Annotated in this window: 14 protein-coding genes and 1 pseudogene; 12 read left to right on the plus strand and 3 right to left on the minus strand. The window is 62.9% G+C overall.

What is annotated here, in order from left to right; all coding sequences use genetic code 11:
- The first annotated feature begins 124 nt into the window (after nt 1-124).
- The 8 genes and pseudogenes from acs (at nt 125) to ACT5M9_RS06820 (ending at nt 8,202) form a co-directional block, all read left to right on the plus strand.
- On the plus strand, nt 125-2,071 hold the full coding sequence (gene acs, locus ACT5M9_RS06785; protein ID WP_457980814.1) for an acetate--CoA ligase: 1,947 nt from the start codon (nt 125-127) through the stop codon (nt 2,069-2,071).
- The gene (locus ACT5M9_RS06790) at nt 2,068-2,196 is read left to right on the plus strand and encodes an acetyl-CoA synthetase (protein WP_080741157.1); all 129 of its coding nucleotides are present in this window, start codon (nt 2,068-2,070) and stop codon (nt 2,194-2,196) included. The genes acs and ACT5M9_RS06790 overlap by 4 nt, the downstream gene beginning before the upstream one ends.
- A gap of 263 nt (nt 2,197-2,459) precedes the next feature.
- Entirely contained in the window at nt 2,460-2,909 is a 450-nt protein-coding gene (gene aroQ, locus ACT5M9_RS06795; protein WP_438551906.1) for a type II 3-dehydroquinate dehydratase, read from the plus strand.
- Nucleotides 2,910-2,945: 36 nt separating this feature from the next.
- Complete coding sequence (gene accB / locus ACT5M9_RS06800; protein WP_438551905.1) at nt 2,946-3,407, plus strand: acetyl-CoA carboxylase biotin carboxyl carrier protein; 462 nt, start codon at nt 2,946-2,948, stop codon at nt 3,405-3,407.
- A gap of 15 nt (nt 3,408-3,422) precedes the next feature.
- On the plus strand, nt 3,423-4,763 hold the full coding sequence (gene accC, locus ACT5M9_RS06805) for an acetyl-CoA carboxylase biotin carboxylase subunit (RefSeq protein ID WP_438551904.1): 1,341 nt from the start codon (nt 3,423-3,425) through the stop codon (nt 4,761-4,763).
- Nucleotides 4,764-4,877: 114 nt separating this feature from the next.
- Nucleotides 4,878-5,105: pseudogene (locus tag ACT5M9_RS06810) on the plus strand (DUF997 family protein); the annotation flags it as partial.
- Between the two features lie 115 nt (nt 5,106-5,220).
- Nucleotides 5,221-6,687: a sodium/pantothenate symporter gene (gene panF / locus ACT5M9_RS06815; protein ID WP_457980812.1), complete on the plus strand. Its 1,467-nt coding sequence runs from the start codon at nt 5,221-5,223 to the stop codon at nt 6,685-6,687.
- 90 nt (nt 6,688-6,777) lie between these two features.
- Entirely contained in the window at nt 6,778-8,202 is a 1,425-nt protein-coding gene (locus ACT5M9_RS06820; protein WP_457980811.1) for a PTS transporter subunit EIIC, read from the plus strand.
- A gap of 5 nt (nt 8,203-8,207) precedes the next feature.
- On the opposite strand, the gene ACT5M9_RS06825 is transcribed toward ACT5M9_RS06820, so the two are convergent.
- Entirely contained in the window at nt 8,208-9,080 is an 873-nt protein-coding gene (locus ACT5M9_RS06825) for a LysR family transcriptional regulator (RefSeq protein ID WP_457980809.1), read from the minus strand.
- 100 nt (nt 9,081-9,180) lie between these two features.
- Between ACT5M9_RS06825 and ACT5M9_RS06830 the strand changes: the two genes are divergently transcribed.
- The 4 genes from ACT5M9_RS06830 (at nt 9,181) to ACT5M9_RS06845 (ending at nt 13,376) form a co-directional block, all read left to right on the plus strand.
- Complete coding sequence (locus tag ACT5M9_RS06830) at nt 9,181-10,191, plus strand: zinc-binding alcohol dehydrogenase family protein (RefSeq protein WP_457980808.1); 1,011 nt, start codon at nt 9,181-9,183, stop codon at nt 10,189-10,191.
- Nucleotides 10,192-10,693: 502 nt separating this feature from the next.
- Nucleotides 10,694-11,572, plus strand: coding sequence for a 50S ribosomal protein L11 methyltransferase (gene prmA, locus ACT5M9_RS06835; protein WP_033132409.1), 879 nt, complete (start codon nt 10,694-10,696; stop codon nt 11,570-11,572).
- A 200-nt stretch (nt 11,573-11,772) separates the two neighbouring features.
- Nucleotides 11,773-12,750 carry a D-2-hydroxyacid dehydrogenase family protein gene (locus ACT5M9_RS06840; RefSeq protein WP_457980806.1) on the plus strand — a complete coding sequence of 326 codons (978 nt, stop codon included), beginning with the start codon at nt 11,773-11,775 and terminating at the stop codon, nt 12,748-12,750.
- A 62-nt stretch (nt 12,751-12,812) separates the two neighbouring features.
- Entirely contained in the window at nt 12,813-13,376 is a 564-nt protein-coding gene (locus ACT5M9_RS06845; protein WP_457980805.1) for a sugar O-acetyltransferase, read from the plus strand.
- Between the two features lie 377 nt (nt 13,377-13,753).
- Here the strand turns inward: ACT5M9_RS06845 and ACT5M9_RS06850 are convergent, their stop codons facing one another.
- Together ACT5M9_RS06850 and ACT5M9_RS06855 are read right to left on the minus strand one after the other, a co-directional pair.
- Nucleotides 13,754-14,302 (minus strand): NAD(P)H nitroreductase, encoded by a 549-nt coding sequence (locus tag ACT5M9_RS06850; protein ID WP_457980804.1) that lies wholly within the window; start codon nt 14,300-14,302, stop codon nt 13,754-13,756.
- A gap of 186 nt (nt 14,303-14,488) precedes the next feature.
- Nucleotides 14,489-16,528 carry an oxidoreductase gene (locus ACT5M9_RS06855; protein ID WP_457980802.1) on the minus strand — a complete coding sequence of 680 codons (2,040 nt, stop codon included), beginning with the start codon at nt 16,526-16,528 and terminating at the stop codon, nt 14,489-14,491.
- Between the last annotated feature and the right edge of the window lie 142 nt (nt 16,529-16,670).

Below are 16,670 nucleotides of genomic sequence, written 5' to 3' on the forward strand. Positions count from 1 at the left end.
GCCTCGCCTTCCCGGCCGGTAGCTAGCCTCTTCTCATCGCTATCCAAAAGTCTAATTGCCCTCGGGCACCAAAGGTATAAGTTGTTACTCAAACATTACAGGAATGTATTCAAAGGAGTGACAGATGAGCGAGAGCAAGGTCTACCCGGTCAAGGCCCACATCGGTAAGGACGCCCTGCTGGACAAGGCAGGCTATGAGGCCATGTATCAGGCATCGGTGCAGGATCCCGAGGCCTTCTGGGGCGAGCAGGGCAAGATCCTCGACTGGATGAAGCCCTACACCAAGGTCAAGAACACCTCCTACGATCCGGGCCATGTCTCCATCAAGTGGTATGAGGATGGCCTGCTCAACGTCTCTGCCAACTGCCTGGATCGCCATCTGGCCCAGCGCGGCGACAAGGTCGCCATCATCTGGGAGGGGGACAACCCGGCCGAGGATCGCAAGCTGACCTATCGCGAGCTGCATACCGAGGTGTGCAAGTTTGCCAACGTGCTCAAGGCGCAAGGGGTCAAGCGCGGAGACATGGTCTGCCTCTACATGCCCATGGTGCCGGAGGCGGCCGTCGCCATGCTGGCCTGTACCCGCATCGGTGCCGTCCACAGCATCGTGTTCGGCGGCTTCTCGCCGGAGGCCCTGGCCGGCCGCATCATCGACTCCGGCGCCTCCATCGTCATCACCGCCGATGAAGGACTCCGTGGCGGTCGCCCCATCCCCCTCAAGAAGAACGTGGATGAGGCCCTCACCAACCCGGAGACCCGGGTCAGCAAGGTCATCGTCCTCAAGCGCACCGGCGGCCAGGTCGCCTGGCACGGCCATCGCGATCTCTGGTGGCACGACGCCGTCGCGAGCGTCAGCGCGGACTGCCCGGCCGAGGCCATGGGCGCCGAGGATCCCCTGTTCGTGCTCTACACCTCGGGCTCCACCGGCAAGCCCAAGGGCGTGCTGCACACCACGGGCGGCTACCTGGTCTACGCCAGCCTCACCTTCAAGTACGTGTTCGACTACCACGAGGAGGACATCTACTGGTGTACCGCCGACGTGGGCTGGGTCACCGGTCACTCCTATCTGGTCTATGGGCCGCTCGCCAATGGCGCCACCACGCTCATGTTCGAAGGGGTACCGAACTACCCGGCCACCAACCGCATGAGCCAGGTGGTGGACAAGCATAACGTCAGCATCCTCTACACGGCGCCGACCGCCATCCGCGCCCTGATGGCCAAGGGCAAGGAGGCGGTGGAGGGCACCTCCCGCTCCAGCCTGCGCATCATGGGGTCCGTGGGTGAGCCCATCAACCCGGAAGCCTGGGAGTGGTACTACCGCACCATAGGCGACGAGCGCTGCCCCATCGTCGACACCTGGTGGCAGACCGAGACCGGCGGTATCCTCATCAGCCCCCTGCCCGGCGTCACCGATCTGAAACCCGGCTCCGCCACCCGTCCCTTCTTCGGGGTACAGCCGGCCCTGGTGGACAATCTGGGCGAGCCGCTGGAGGGTGCCACCGAGGGCAACTTGGTGATCACCGACTCCTGGCCCGGTCAGATGCGCACCGTGTTCGGCGATCACGAGCGCTTCGAGCAGACCTACTTCTCCACCTTCCCCGGTCGCTACTTCACCGGCGACGGTGCCCGTCGCGACAACGACGGCTACTACTGGATCACCGGACGGGTGGATGATGTACTGAACGTCTCCGGCCACCGCATGGGTACCGCCGAGATCGAATCGGCCCTGGTGGCCCATCCGAAGATCGCCGAGGCCGCCGTGGTGGGGGTACCCCATGAGATCAAGGGTCAGGGCATCTATGCCTATGTCACCCTGATCGCCGGGGAAGAGCCGAGCCGCGAGCTGCATAAAGAGGTGAAGGAGTGGGTGCGCAAGGAGATCGGCGCCATCGCCACGCCGGACGTGATCCACTGGGCCGAGGGGCTGCCGAAGACCCGTTCCGGCAAGATCATGCGCCGTATCCTGCGCAAGATCGCCACCGGCGAAACCGACAGCCTGGGGGACATCTCCACCCTGGCGGATCCGGGCGTAGTCGACAAACTCATCCGCGAGAAGTCGGAAGCGGCATGATCATGCGCTCCATAATGCAGCGCAAGATCGCCACCGGTGAGACCGACAGCCTGGGGGATATCTCCACCCTGGCGGATCCGGGTGTCGTGGACAAGCTCATCCGCGAGAAGTCGGAAGCGGCTTGAGTCCTGCCACCTTCCTCCACAAAGCCGGCCTTGCGCCGGCTTTGTCGTCTCTGTGGTCCGGCTTTCGTCCTCTGGGCCAAAAAGCACAATAAATAAACAGATGTAGAGATTAGACCAGTAAAATGCTGCGATTTTTCACGAAATCAATATAATTGCGAAATCTGTGTGCTAGGGCACATCGAATTGCGCAGAAAATGGCTAGATTTCTGGTAGTCCACAGATAGCCGACAGATGGCAGCATTATCATCGAGGATGTACACAATATGTCGCAACATCACCGAATCCTCCTGCTCAATGGCCCCAACCTGAATCTGTTGGGCAAGCGGGAGCCGGGAATCTACGGCAGCAAGACGCTCGATGAGATCGTCGCCGATCTGCAGCACAGCGCCGGCGAACTCGGTGTCACTCTGGAACACCTGCAATCCAACGCCGAACATGAGTTGGTCGGCCGCATCCATCAGGCCATGGGCCAGGTGGACTATATCATCATCAACCCGGCCGCCTTCACCCACACCAGCGTCGCCCTGCGCGATGCGCTGCTGGGTGTGGCCATCCCCTTCATCGAGGTTCACCTGTCAAACGTCCATGCCAGGGAGGCTTTCCGACATCACTCCTATCTGTCCGATGTGGCCAAGGGAGTGATCTGTGGGCTGGGTGCCGATGGCTACCAATTCGCTTTAACCGCGGCCGTGCACCAGTTGCGCGCGGCTTGATAATCACTGATCAGATAAAGAAGAAAGAGAATGCTAATGGATATCCGCAAAATCAAGAAGCTGATTGAACTGGTTGAAGAGTCCGGCATCGCCGAGCTGGAGATCTCCGAGGGGGAAGAGTCCGTTCGCATCAGCCGCAATTTCTCCGGCCAGGTTAGCGTTGCCCCGCAGATGATGATGCAGCCGGCTCCGGCTCAGCAAGTGGCCGCCCCGGTTGCCGCCGCTGCACCGAGCGCGGCCCCTGCCGCCGATGCCGCCCCGAGCGGTCATCTGATGCGCTCCCCCATGGTGGGCTCCTTCTACCGCTCCTCCAGCCCGGAGGCCAAGCCGTTCGTGGAAGTCGGTCAGCACGTCAATGTCGGCGATACCCTGTGCATCGTCGAAGCCATGAAAATGATGAACCAAATCGAGTCTGACAAGGCCGGTGTGATCAAAGCGATCCTGGTTGAAAATGGTCAGGCCGTCGAATTTGACGAGCCGCTGTTCATCATCGAATAAGGGAAAACGCCACCCATGTTGGACAAAGTAGTCATCGCCAACCGAGGTGAAATTGCCCTGCGGATCCTGCGCGCCTGCAAAGAGCTCGGGATCAAGACAGTGGCCGTTCACTCCACCGCCGACCGGGAGCTCAAGCATGTGCTGCTGGCCGACGAAACCATCTGTATCGGCAAGCCTGCCAGCGGTGAATCCTACCTCAACGTGCCGGCTATCATCGCCGCCGCAGAGGTGACCGGTGCCGTCGCCATCCACCCGGGCTACGGCTTCCTCTCCGAGAATGCCGACTTCGCCGAAGTGGTCGAGAAATCCGGCTTCATCTTCATCGGCCCGCGCGCCGAGACCATTCGCCTGATGGGTGACAAGGTCTCCGCCATCGAGGCGATGAAGAAGGCGGGCGTGCCCTGCGTACCCGGCTCCGACGGCCCGGTGGACAACGATGCCAAGCGCAACGCCACCATCGCCAAGCGGATCGGTTACCCCGTGATCATCAAGGCCGCCGGTGGCGGTGGTGGTCGTGGCATGCGCGTGGTGCGCAACGAGGCCGAGCTGGCCTCAGCCATCGCCCTGACCAAATCCGAAGCGGGCCAGTTCTTCAAGAACGATATGGTCTACATGGAGAAGTACCTGGAGAACCCGCGCCACATCGAGATCCAGGTGTTGGCAGATGGTCAGGGTACCGCCCTCTATCTGGGCGAGCGGGACTGCTCCATGCAGCGCCGTCACCAGAAGGTCGTTGAAGAAGCGCCGGCCCCCGGCATCACCGAAGAGATGCGCAAGTTCATCGGTGAGCGCTGCGTACGCGCCTGTCTCGAGATCGGCTACCGCGGTGCGGGCACCTTCGAGTTCCTGTACGAGAACGGCGAGTTCTACTTCATCGAGATGAACACCCGGATCCAGGTCGAGCACCCGGTCACCGAGATGGTCACCGGCGTGGATCTCATCAAGGAGCAGCTGCGCATCGCCGCCGGCCAGCCCCTGTCGATCACCCAGCAGGACATCCGCATCCGTGGCCACGCCATCGAGTGCCGGATCAACGCCGAGGATCCCGCGACCTTCATGCCGTCTCCGGGCCTCATCCAGCGCTTCCACGCGCCGGGTGGTCTGGGTGTGCGCTGGGAGTCCCATATCTATGCGGGTTACAAGGTGCCCCCCTACTACGACTCCATGATCGGCAAGCTGATCTGCTACGGCGAGAACCGCGACGTCGCCATCGCCCGCATGCGTCACGCCCTCGACGAGCTGGTGGTGGAAGGGATCAAGACCAACATCGCCCTGCAAAAAGAGATCATGAAGGACGAGAACTTCCAGCACGGTGGGACCAACATCCACTACCTGCACAAGAAGTTGGGTCTGTAAGGACACCCTCTCAGGGGATCCCTGGGTCAACCCAGATCCGCATTTGAAAAAGGGCCATGGCGACATGGCCCTTTTTTGTTATTCTTGCGCCCCGCTCACTCGTCGGAGGCCAAGGTGAACCGTTTCGCACTCGCCCGTCGTGAGGCAGCCCTCTGTCTGCTGCTCACCCTGCTCTATTTCGCCGCCTGGTACGGCTCGGCTTATTTCATCCCGGAAGAGATCGAACTCTGGGACATGCCACTCTGGTTCCTGCTCAGCTGCATCCTGATGCCACTGCTGTTTATCGGCCTCTGCGCGCTGATGGTAGATCGCCTCTTCATCGACATCCCTTTGGATACGGAGGAAACCCTCGCCGAGCCCCTGCAGGCCACCGGTACCCTGGGCCCAGCCGTGAATCAGACACGCCACGAATCCGATTCCGATAACTCCAATGCTGATAACAAGGAGCCTCGCCGCCATGAATCTTGAGTTGATGATGCCCCTCATCGTCTACCTGGTGCTGGTGCTGGGGGTCGGCTACTGGGCCAGTCGCCACCGCGCCGGCGGCGACTTCGTGCAGGAGTACTTCATCGGCAATCGCAGCATGGGCGGCCTGGTGCTGGCCATGACGCTGGTGGCCACTTACACCTCTGCATCGTCCTTTATCGGCGGGCCCGGCGCCGCCTACAAGATTGGCCTCGGCTGGGTGCTGCTGGCGATGATCCAGCTGCCCACCGTCTGGCTCACCCTGGGGGTACTCGGCAAGAAGTTCGCCATCATAGCCCGCCGGGTCAATGCGGTGACCATCAACGACATGCTGTGGGCCCGTTATCGCAACAAGTGGGTGGTGGTGCTGGGTTCCGTCACCATCATCCTCGCCTTCATCGCCACCATGGTGGTGCAGTTCATCGGCGGGGCCCGCCTGCTGGAGACCGCCACCGGCCTCAGTTATCAGCAGGGTCTGCTGCTGTTCGCGAGCTGCGTGCTGCTTTATACCGTCATAGGCGGGTTCAGGGCCGTGGTGATGACGGATGCCCTGCAGGGGATCATCATGCTGATCGGCACCGGCGCCCTGCTGGCGGGGATCCTGGTGGCCGGCGACGGCCTGCCGAACCTCATCCATCAGCTCAAGGAGATAGATCCCAAGCTGGTGAGCCCGCAGGGAGCCGGCGACATGCTGACCCAGCCCTTCATGCTGAGCTTCTGGGTACTGGTCTGTATCGGGGTGGTGGGGTTGCCCCACTCGGCCCTGCGCTGCTTCGGCTACCGGGACAGCAAGGCGCTGCACCGCGGCATACTGATCGGCACCGTGGTCAGCGCCCTGCTGATGTTCGGCATGCACCTGGCGGGGGCGCTGGGCCGCGCCATCCTGCCCGGCATGGACAGCCCGGACAAGATCATGCCGTCCCTGATGATGGAGGTGCTGCCCCCCTGGCTGGCGGGGGTCTTCCTCGCGGCCCCCATGGCGGCCATCATGTCCACCATCGACTCCCAGCTCATTCAGGCCTCGGCGACCCTGGTGAAGGACCTCTACCTCAACTATCTCAGCCCTAAAAATGAACGGCAGGAGAAGCTGGAGGTGCGGGTGCCACGCCTCTCCCTGCTCTGCACCCTGATCCTCGGCACCCTGGTGTTGCTGGCGGCGCTGCAGCCCCCGGAGATGATCATCTGGCTCAACCTGCTCGCCTTCGGCGGCCTGCAGGCGGTCTTCCTCTGGCCCCTGGTGCTCGGCCTCTACTGGTCCCGGGCCAATGGCCCAGGCGCCCTCGCCAGCATGGTGACCGGCATCCTCTGCTACGGGATCCTGAGTCAGTGGGGCATCAACCTGGCGGGCCTGCACGCCATAGTCCCCAGCCTGAGCCTCGGCCTCATCGCCTTCATCCTGGTCAGCCTGCTGACCCCGGCCCCGGATCAGAGCGTTCGTCGATTATTTGATCAGGAATAACAAAACGCACAATAAAGGGACCCTCTGCCTATCCCCAAATGGGTGCCATGCAGGTAAACTGTGCGCCATGTCACAAAATAGCCTGCACCCATGCCTGCACCGACAGCCAGACAAACCCTGACCCAGGCCCTGCAACGGCTCGGCTATGCCCTGCTGTTGCCGGTCTCCATCCTGCCACTGGCCGCCCTGCTCTATCGGCTTGGCCAGCCGGATGTACTGGATCTGGCGGTACTCTCCCTCGCCGGCCAGGCCCTGTTTGGCCAGATGCCGCTTATCTATGCGGTGGCCATCGCCTTCGGCCTGAGCCGACAGGGGCAAGGGGCGCAAGCTCTGGCCGGGGCGGTCAACTTCCTGCTGCTGAGCTCGGCGCTGACGACCCTGGCGCCAGGTCTGCATGCGGACATGATCTGCGGCCTGCTGGCTGGGCTAACCACGGCGCTGGTCTGCTCCTGGGCACGGGGGCTGCGCCTGCCGGCCTGGCTGCTCCCCCTGCAGGAGGACTTGCCAGGCATGCTGCTCTCGGCCCTGGTCTGCCTGCTGCTGGTCATCCCCCTCGCCCTGCTCTGGCCCTTGCTGGAAGAGGGCATCAGCCTGCTCGCCTCCCATCTGCTCACCACCCCCTTCGGCGCCTTCTGTTACGGCGTGCTGAACCGATTGCTGGTTCCCCTCGGCCTGCATCAGGTGCTGGGCAGCCTGGTGGGATTGGGTGAGAGCAACCTGCAGGCACTGGCCAGCGCCCAGCCCCTGCACGAAGGCTATGTGGCGGGGCTCTACCCCGTCATCATGTTCGGCCTGCCGGGAGCCTGTTTTGCCATCTGGCTCCATCGCAAGCGGATGCAGCGACTGCCCCAAGGGGGCCTGCTGTTGACCCTGGCCCTCACCTCGGCCCTGGTGGGGATCACAGAGCCCATCGAGTTCCTGTTCGCCTTCACCGCCCCCTGGCTGTTTCTGGCCCACGCCCTGCTGACCGGGCTGTCGCTCGCCATCTGCAGCGGGCTTGGCATCAAGGTGGGCAGTTACTTCTCCGCCGGCCTGCTGGATCTGGTGCTGAGCTACTCCACCGGTGAACACAGCTTCTGGCTCATCCCCCTCGGTATCCTGTTCTTCGTCGCCTATGCCCTGCTGTTCTCCCAGCTGCTGGAACATGCCCCCCTCAGCCTGCCGAGCAAGCCTCTCGCCGAGGAGTTGCCCCAGCTCGCCACGGTCGCGCCCACCGATCCCCAGATGCTGGCGATCCAGTACCTCAAGGTGCTGGGCGGGATGGACAACCTGCAGGCCATGAGCGTCTGTCTGACCCGTCTGAGCCTTAGAGTACGCAACATGGGGTTGGTGGATCAGGGCCGGCTCACGGCGCTGGGCAGCCTATCCTGGATAGTGTTGAACGACCATCAGCTGGTGCTGGTGCTGGGCCCCAACGCCGGCTTGGTGGAGGGGCAGATCCGCATGCTGGCGGAGCGGCAGTCGGTTCCTCTGGGCATAGAGCCCAGCAAGGCCACCCTCAGCCAGAGTCGCTGACGGGCTCAGGCGAAGGGCAGCCGATCCGCGACAAAGTCCATCAGGCTGCGCAAGGCCGGGGCCAGATGTTCCCGGCTCGGATAGATGAGATAGAAGGGATTGGGCGGGACGGGCAAGTCCGGCAGCACCTTTTGCAGCGCCCCCGCCGCCAGATCGGCGCGGCAGACGTGATCCGGCAACAGGGCGATACCGCCGCCATGGACGGCCAGCTCCCGCAGCGCCAGCAGGCTGTTGCTAATGCAGGCACCCTGCGCCCGCCAGCCCCCCTCCTGCAGTGGCCATATCGGCAGCGCCGTGTGTACCAGGCAGGCATGCAACCCCAGCTCAGAGAGCTGCTGCGGCGCCCCGTGCGCAGCCAGATAGGCGGGAGCCGCCACCAGATGGCGCGGCACCTGGCCGATGCGTCGGCAGATGAGGCTGGAATCCTTGAGGGGCGCAGCCCGCAGCGCCAGATCGTAACCCTCCCCCACCAGATCCAGCTGCTCGTCACTCAAGGTCAGCTCCAGCACCACCTCAGGATAGAGGGCGCGAAACTCCGCCAGGATCTTGCCAAGCAGCAGGGTGCCGGTCGCCTCGGGGGCCGTGATCCGCACCCGGCCGGCGGGGGCGCTGCGCAGCCTGGCCATCGCCAGATTGGCGCTACGCGCCAGGGTCCGCAGCCCCTGGCAATGCTCGACATAGAGCTCCCCTTGCGGGGTCAGGCTCAACCTGCGGGTGGTACGCTGCAGCAGCCGCACCCCGAGCTGGGATTCGAGGCGCGAGATCTTCTGGCTCACCGATGACTTGGGCATGCCGAGTACCTCGGCCGCCCGGGTGAAGCTGCCCTGCTCCACCACTGTGGCGAACAGCCCCATCAACTCCAACTCGACATTGTTCATCTATTCAAACAGTCTTTCTTAATTACCCGTCTTAATGAGGATAATCTACCGGGCTAGACTGCTTGGCAATCCCACTCATACCGATTTGAAAGGAATTACCATGAAAGCCATCGCCCTCACCCACTACCTGCCAAGCGATCACCCCCACTGCTTCATCGAGGCCACTCTGCCCACCCCGACCCCGGGCCCGCGGGATCTGCTGGTACGGGTTAACGCCACCTCCATCAACCCGGTGGACACCAAGGTGCGCTCCCCAAAAGCCAAGGTGGAAACGACGCCGCGGGTGCTCGGCTGGGATGCGGTAGGGGAGGTGCTCGCCGTCGGCAGCGAGGTGACCCTGTTCAAGCGCGGTGACCGCGTCTGGTACGCCGGCGACATCAGCCGCCCGGGCAGCAACAGCGCCCAGCAACTGGTGGACGAGCGCATCGCCGCCCTGGCTCCGACCAGCCTGAGCGATGTGGAGGCCGCCGCCCTGCCACTCACCGCCATCACCGCCTGGGAGGCCCTGTTCGAGCGCATCGGTCTGAATCCTGAGAGCCAGGGTCGGCTGCTGATCATCGGCGGTGCCGGCGGCGTGGGTTCCATCGCCATCCAGCTCGCCCGCCAGCTCACCAACATGGAGGTGATCGCTACCGCCTCACGGCCAGAGACCCGGGCGTGGTGCCTCGAGATGGGGGCCCATCAGGTGGTGAGCCACCACAACCTGCAGGCCGAACTCGCGGCCCTCGGCATCAGTCAGCTCGATGCCATCTTCTGCACCAATGCCACCGAGCAGCACTGGGCCGCCATGGTGAGCCTCATCCGCCCCTTCGGTCACATCTGCACCATAGCCGAGTCGAGCGAGCCCTGGGATCTCGGTCTGCTCAAACCCAAGAGCGTCACCTTCAGCCAGGAGTTCATGTTCACCCGCTCCCTGTTCCAGACCCCGGACATGATCGGCCAGCACCAGCTGCTGGGCCGGGTCGCGGCCCTGGTGGACGAAGGGGTGCTCAAGACCACGTTGACCAAGACGGTACCCACCCTGACCGCCGCCAGCCTGGCGAGCGCCCACGCCGAGGTGGAAGCGGGGCGCATGGTGGGCAAGCTGGTCATCTACATGAGCGGCTTCTAATCCCTTATGGGTAAACACTGCACCATCATGGGGTGAATTCACCAGTGCCAAGCCCCAAGAGTGCACAGGGCCAAAGGCGGCCAGACAAGCCTTAGACCCTCTGGCCGTGAAGAACAGATAAAAAAGAGGCCATCCCGTTGGGATGGCCCTAAAAACCTGAACGTTGGGGGTAACAATCACACACATATCCTTATGCAGGACACACTAACCTTTGCAGGTTGCGTGCCAAGTCGCCATTCTCCCCCTAGATCCCGACTTTTCCCCGCCATTTTCAGCCAGTTAAAAAAAAGCCACCCTAAGGTGGCTGAAAAAGATGACGGAACTTTCATAGAGCAAAGCATTCAGCGGGAACAAGTTGCTTCCCGTCACCCAAGGAGGAATACATGAACCGTGCCAACTCAGCAGAGTCACCTTCCTCCGGCCTGTACCATGGGCAAACCACGACAGCACAGGCCCATGATGATAGAATCCCGCGGTTTCACATTTATGAAGAGTCGACCCCATGCCCTGGATACAAATTCGAATCAACGCCACCGCCAAGACCGCGGACAAGGTGAGCAACATGCTGCTGGGGCGTGGAGCCCAGGCGGTGACCTTTATGGATGCCCAGGATGTGCCCGTTTACGAGCCGCTGCCGGGGGAGACCCCGCTCTGGGGCGAGACCGAGGTAATGGGTCTGTTTGACGCCGAAACCGATCCGGCGCCCACCATCGCCTTCTTCCAGCAGATCTTCGGCGAAGACGTCGGCTACAAGGTCGAGCAGCTGGAAGACAAGGACTGGGTGCGGGAATGGATGGATCACTTCCACCCCATGCAGTTCGGCGAGCGGCTCTGGATCTGCCCGAGCTGGCGCGATGTGCCGAATCCGGATGCGGTCAACGTCATGCTGGATCCGGGCCTGGCGTTCGGTACCGGTACCCACCCCACCACGGCGCTCTGCCTGCAGTGGCTGGACGGGCTGGATCTGGCCGGTAAAACCGTAGTCGATTTTGGTTGCGGCTCCGGCATCCTCGGCATCGCCGCCCTGAAACTCGGCGCAGCCCGGGTCATCGGCATCGACATCGATCCCCAGGCCATCCAGGCCAGCCATGACAACGCCGAGCGCAATGGCGTCGCCGGCCAGATTGAGCTCTACCTGCCGGCGGATCAGCCGCAAGGGGTGGAGGCTGACGTGGTGGTGGCCAACATACTGGCCGGCCCCCTGCGCGAACTCGCGCCGCTCATCGCAGGTCACGGCAAGCCCGGCAGCCTGATGGCCCTGTCCGGCGTGCTGGAGAGCCAGGCCCCTGAGCTCGAGACCATCTACGGCCAGTGGTTCGACATGGATCCAACCGCGGTGAAAGAAGAGTGGTGCCGCCTCTCCGGCCGCAAGCACGGCTAAACGGCGCTTGCCAATATGCCAACGGGGCTCCCACACGGGAGCCCCGTCTGTTTTAAGCCCGCCGGATGTAACCATCCCTGCTCCCGCCACACGCAGCCGTCCATCCACACGCTTTTCAATGTGTGCTCATTTGACCACACACCTCACCCTATTTCCGGTAGGATAAGCCTCTCGTCAAATCCCTTGGACACGGAGTGCTTATGCGGATTGCTATTCTGGATGACTATCAGGATCAGGTGCGTCATCTCCCCTGCTTTTCCCTGCTGGCGGGACACGACGTCAGGATCCTCACTCAAGGCGAACCCGATAGCGCGCACCTTGCCGCCAAGCTGGCCGGGGTGGAAGCCTTGGTGTTGATCCGCGAGCGCACTCGCATCGACGAACAGTTGTTGATGAGTCTTCCCTCCCTCAGGCTCATCAGCCAGACCGGCAAGATCAGCCAGCATATCGACCCTGCTTTGTGCCAACGCCATGGTGTGGCCATCGCCGAAGGCACCGGCAGCCCGGTGGCCCCGGCGGAGCTCTGCTGGGCCCTCATCATGGCGGCTTCCCGCCACCTCCCGGCTTACTGCCAGACCCTGAGTCAGGGGCAATGGCAACAATCTGGCACACTGGGCCTGGGCCGCACCCTCCATGGGCTGACGCTGGGGATCTGGGGCTATGGCAAGATAGGCAAGCTGGTCGCCCGCTATGGCAAGGCCTTTGGCATGTTGGTGCTGATATGGGGTAGCGAGGCATCCCGGCAGCAGGCCGAGCAGGACGGATATGCGAGTGAAGACAACAAGGAGGCCTTCTTCCGCCGGGCCGATGTCCTCTCCTTACACCTGCGCCTGAACGAAACGACCCGCGGCTGCGTGACCCGCACCGATCTCGCGCGCATGAAAGCAGACTCCCTGCTGGTCAATGTCAGCCGCGCCGAACTCATCGAACCCGGAGCCCTTCATGCCACCCTCTGTATCCATCCGACCAGGCGGGCGGCTCTCGACGTATTTGACAATGAGCCAGCGACACCGGAAAACGAGCCCCTGCTACGTCTGCCCAACGTGGTGGCAACTCCACACCTGGGCTATGTGGAACAAAACAGCTACGAGCTTTACTTGCGTACCGCCTTTGAAAACCTGATCGCCTTTGCCGAGGGCAGGCCGACCAATCTGGTGGTACCGGCACCTTGCCCATGATCACAGTCAGCTGGCCCCCAGGGCACTAAGATGCAAAGCCTCGACCTGAGAAAGGAACCCCCATGAGTGACTACCAGAAGATGATCGCCAGCCAACCCTATGACTGCATGGCCCCCGAGCTGGATCTGATGCGCCGGGAGACGGCCCGCCTCTATCGCCGTTTCAACCGGGCCGAGGAGGAGGAGGAACAGCAGATCCTGCTGCGGCAGCTCATCGGCGAGCTGGCGGATAACGCCTTCATCTGCCCCCCCTTCTACTGCACCTATGGCCGCCATATCAGCCTGGGCAGAGGCTCCTACATCAACATGGGGGCCACCATATTGGATAATGCCCCGGTGCGCATCGGGGCCAACGTCATGATAGGGCCGAGCGTGCAGATCTACACCGCCGCCCACGCCCTGGACGCCGATGCGCGCATCGACGGGGTGGAGACGGCGCTGCCGGTCACGATCGAGGACAGGGTCTGGATAGGGGGCGGTGCCATCCTCTTGCCCGGCATCACCATAGGGCGGGAAGCCATCGTCGGCGCGGGCTCGGTCGTGACCAAGGACGTGCCGGCGGGCGCCCGGGTGGTGGGCAATCCGGCCAGGATCTTGCCAGAGAAGCAGGAACGACCCGCCTCCTGAGCAGGGGATCGCGATGACTGTCGAAGCGACAGATGGCAGGGAAGCAGGCGGGGCGAGAGGTGTGTAGCCCCCAAATAAAAATGAAGCCCAATGTCATCAAGACGTTGGGCTGTAAAAAGGTGCTACGGAATTGCGACTCTCATCGCAGAATATTAGAAGGGGTCACCTTCTAAACTGGCAAAGGGATAATAACGGGGCGCAAACGTTTTACGTAGCGTAATCGACCAGGATTGAGAACAGCCTCTCACTATTTAAAAAATTTGCGACCAACCCCTCTCACCCCCTTGGCAAACCGGCATTTATCAGTACAGCCTGATGAAAATGTCACCAAAGAAAAAAGCCCTGATATATCAGGGCTTTTTGTCTGAAACCCGCCGTCAGAAGCGGCGCACGAAGTCGGCAATGGGCAGCTCTCGCAACTTGCGCGCCTCCAACATGGGGGTGCCCAGATAGAGGAAGCCCACCAGCTGATCCCCCCCGGCCAGCCCCAGGCCGGCGTTGATCTGCTCATCGAAGATGAACCAGCCGGAGCGCCAGATGCCGTTGAACCCCTGGGCCTGGGCCGCCATCTGCATCGCCATCAAGGCGCAGCCGGCGGAGAGCTCCTGCTCCAGCCTGGGCACCTTGGGATGCTGCTGGTAGCGGGTCGCCACCGCCACCAGCAAGGGCGCGCGCAGCGGCGCGGCGCGGCTCTTCTCGATGCTCTCTTCATCTTCGCCACGGGCGCGGGCCGCCTCCGCCAGCAAGGCGCCCAGCCGCTCCCGCCCCTCCCCCTCGAACAGGATGAACTGCCAGGGGGTCAGGGTGCCGTGATCCGGTGCCCGCAGCCCCGCCTTGAGAATGTTGTCGAGCACCTCACCGCTCGGAGCGGGTTCGGTCAAACGACCGCAGGAGTGACGATTCAGTAACAGATTGAGGGCATCCATGGGCAACTCCGTTGTTCTGCGAATAGTTCTGCAAAAGGTTCTGCGATAAGTTCAGCGTAAAACCTGATCTGATGGCGCTACCCTAGCACAGCGGGCAGACAGCGAAAAGGCGCCCGACCGCTCGGGAACAGGCAGTATAAACCCCTGACTCGCAGGGGTTTATCACTACATCCATTGCATATCGAGTCAAATGACAGCAGCCAGTTCTGCCCCCTGGCGGATGGCCCGCTTGGCATCCAGCTCGGCGGCCACGTCGGCCCCGCCTATGATGTGCACCGGCTTGCCCGCCGCCTGCAGGCCCGCCTGCAGCTCCCGCAGGGGCTCCTGCCCTGCACAGATGATCACCTGATCCACCGGCAGGCACTGCTGCTGCCCGTCCACCTCGATGTGCAGCCCCTCATCATCGATGCGCTGGTACTGCACACCGCTCAGCATCTGCACCTTGCGGTTCTTCAGCACGGTTCTGTGGATCCAGCCTGTGGTCTTGCCCAGACCATCCCCCACCTTGCTCTCCTTGCGCTGGAGCAGCCAGATCTGGCGCTCGGGGGCGTCGATCTCGGGCTTCATCAGGCCACCGCGCTCGCCGAGCCCCTTGTCGATGCCCCACTCCTTGAGCCAGTGGTCACGATGGCGATCCGCGTCCCCTGCCGTCTGTTGCTCCACCCGTTTTTCCACCAGATATTCCGCCACGTCGAAACCGATGCCGCCGGCGCCGATCACCGCCACCTTCTGGCCGACCGGCTTGTGATCCCGCAGCACGTCCAGGTAGCTCAGCACCTTGGCATGCTCGATGCCCGGGATATTGGGGGTACGCGGGCGGATGCCGGTGGCGAGGATCACCTCGTCAAACCCGCCGCCCAGCAGGCTCTCGGCGCTCTGGCGCTGACCAAGATAGAGCTCGACGCCGCACTTCTCCAGCCGCCTGGCGAAGTAGCGCAGGGTCTCGTGGAACTCCTCCTTGCCCGGGATCTGCTTGGCGAAGTTGAACTGGCCGCCTATGGTCTGCGCCTGATCGAACAGGCTCACCTGATGGCCGCGCTCGGCGGCGTAGCAGGCGAACGCGAGCCCGGCGGGCCCAGCCCCCACCACGGCGAGCTTCTTGGGCTGGGGCACCCGACCGAAGGTGAGCTCGGTCTCGAAGCAGGCCCGCGGGTTGACCAGGCAGGAGGCGCGCTTCTGCTTGAACACGTGATCCAGGCAGGCCTGGTTGCAGGCGATGCAGGTGTTGATCTCGTCCGCCCTGTCCTCCGCCGCCTTGATGACGAACTCGGGATCCGCCAGGAAGGGGCGCGCCATGGAGACCATGTCTGCCTCCCCCGCCGCCAATATACGCTCGGCCACCTCGGGAGTGTTGATGCGGTTGGTGGTGATGAGGGGCACCTTGAGGTGCTTTTTCAGCTCGGCGGTGACCCAGCTGAAGGCGCCGCGCGGCACGCTGGTGGCTATGGTGGGAATGCGCGCCTCGTGCCAGCCGATGCCGGTGTTGATCAGGGTCACTCCCGCCTGCTCCAGCGCCTTGCCGAGGGCGATGATCTCCTCGAGGGAGGAGCCCTTCTCCACCAGATCCAGCATGGAGAGGCGGAAGATGATGATGAAGTCGGTGCCGACCCGCTCGCGGATGGCCCGCACGATTTCCAGCGGGAAGCGCATGCGGTTGTCCGCACTGCCGCCCCAGCCGTCGCGGCGCTGGTTGGTGCGCTCGCAGATGAACTGGTTGATGAGGTAGCCTTCCGAGCCCATCACCTCGACCCCGTCGTAACCCGCGGCCTTGGCCAGGGCCGCGGTGGCGCCGAAGTCGCGAATGGTGCCGCGGATCTGGCGCTCGCTCATGGCTCTGGGCTTGAACGGAGAGATGGGGGCCTTGAGGGCGCTCGGCGCCAGGCTGAACGGATGGTAGGCGTAACGGCCGGCGTGGAGGATCTGCAGCGCTATCTTGCCCCCCTCCTGATGCACGGCACTGGTCACCTTCTTGTGCTTGGCGACCTGCCAGGGGAAGCTCAGCTGCGAACCGTGCGGCACCAGCCGTCCCCTCAGGTTCGGCGCTATGCCGCCGGTGACGATGAGGCCGACACCGCCACGGGCCCGCTCGGCATAGAAGGCGGCCAGCTTGTCAAAGCCCCCCTTCTCCTCCTCCAGGCCGGTGTGCATGGAGCCCATCAGCACTCTGTTGCGAAGCTGGGTAAACCCAAGGTCAAGGGGGGTCAGCAGGGTCGGGTAGCGGCTCACAAAGCCTCCAGTTAATTTTTTGTTATCAAATTGAGGCTAGAGTAAAGAATCGAATACCCTTTTTCAAACAAATGTTTGGACATTTTTTCGGCGAACAGGCGTGTTGTGAAGAGAGTGGCGGGAATAGTCCCCCAAGCGGAAA

The organism is Aeromonas sp. AE23HZ002T15 (assembly GCF_054165525.2).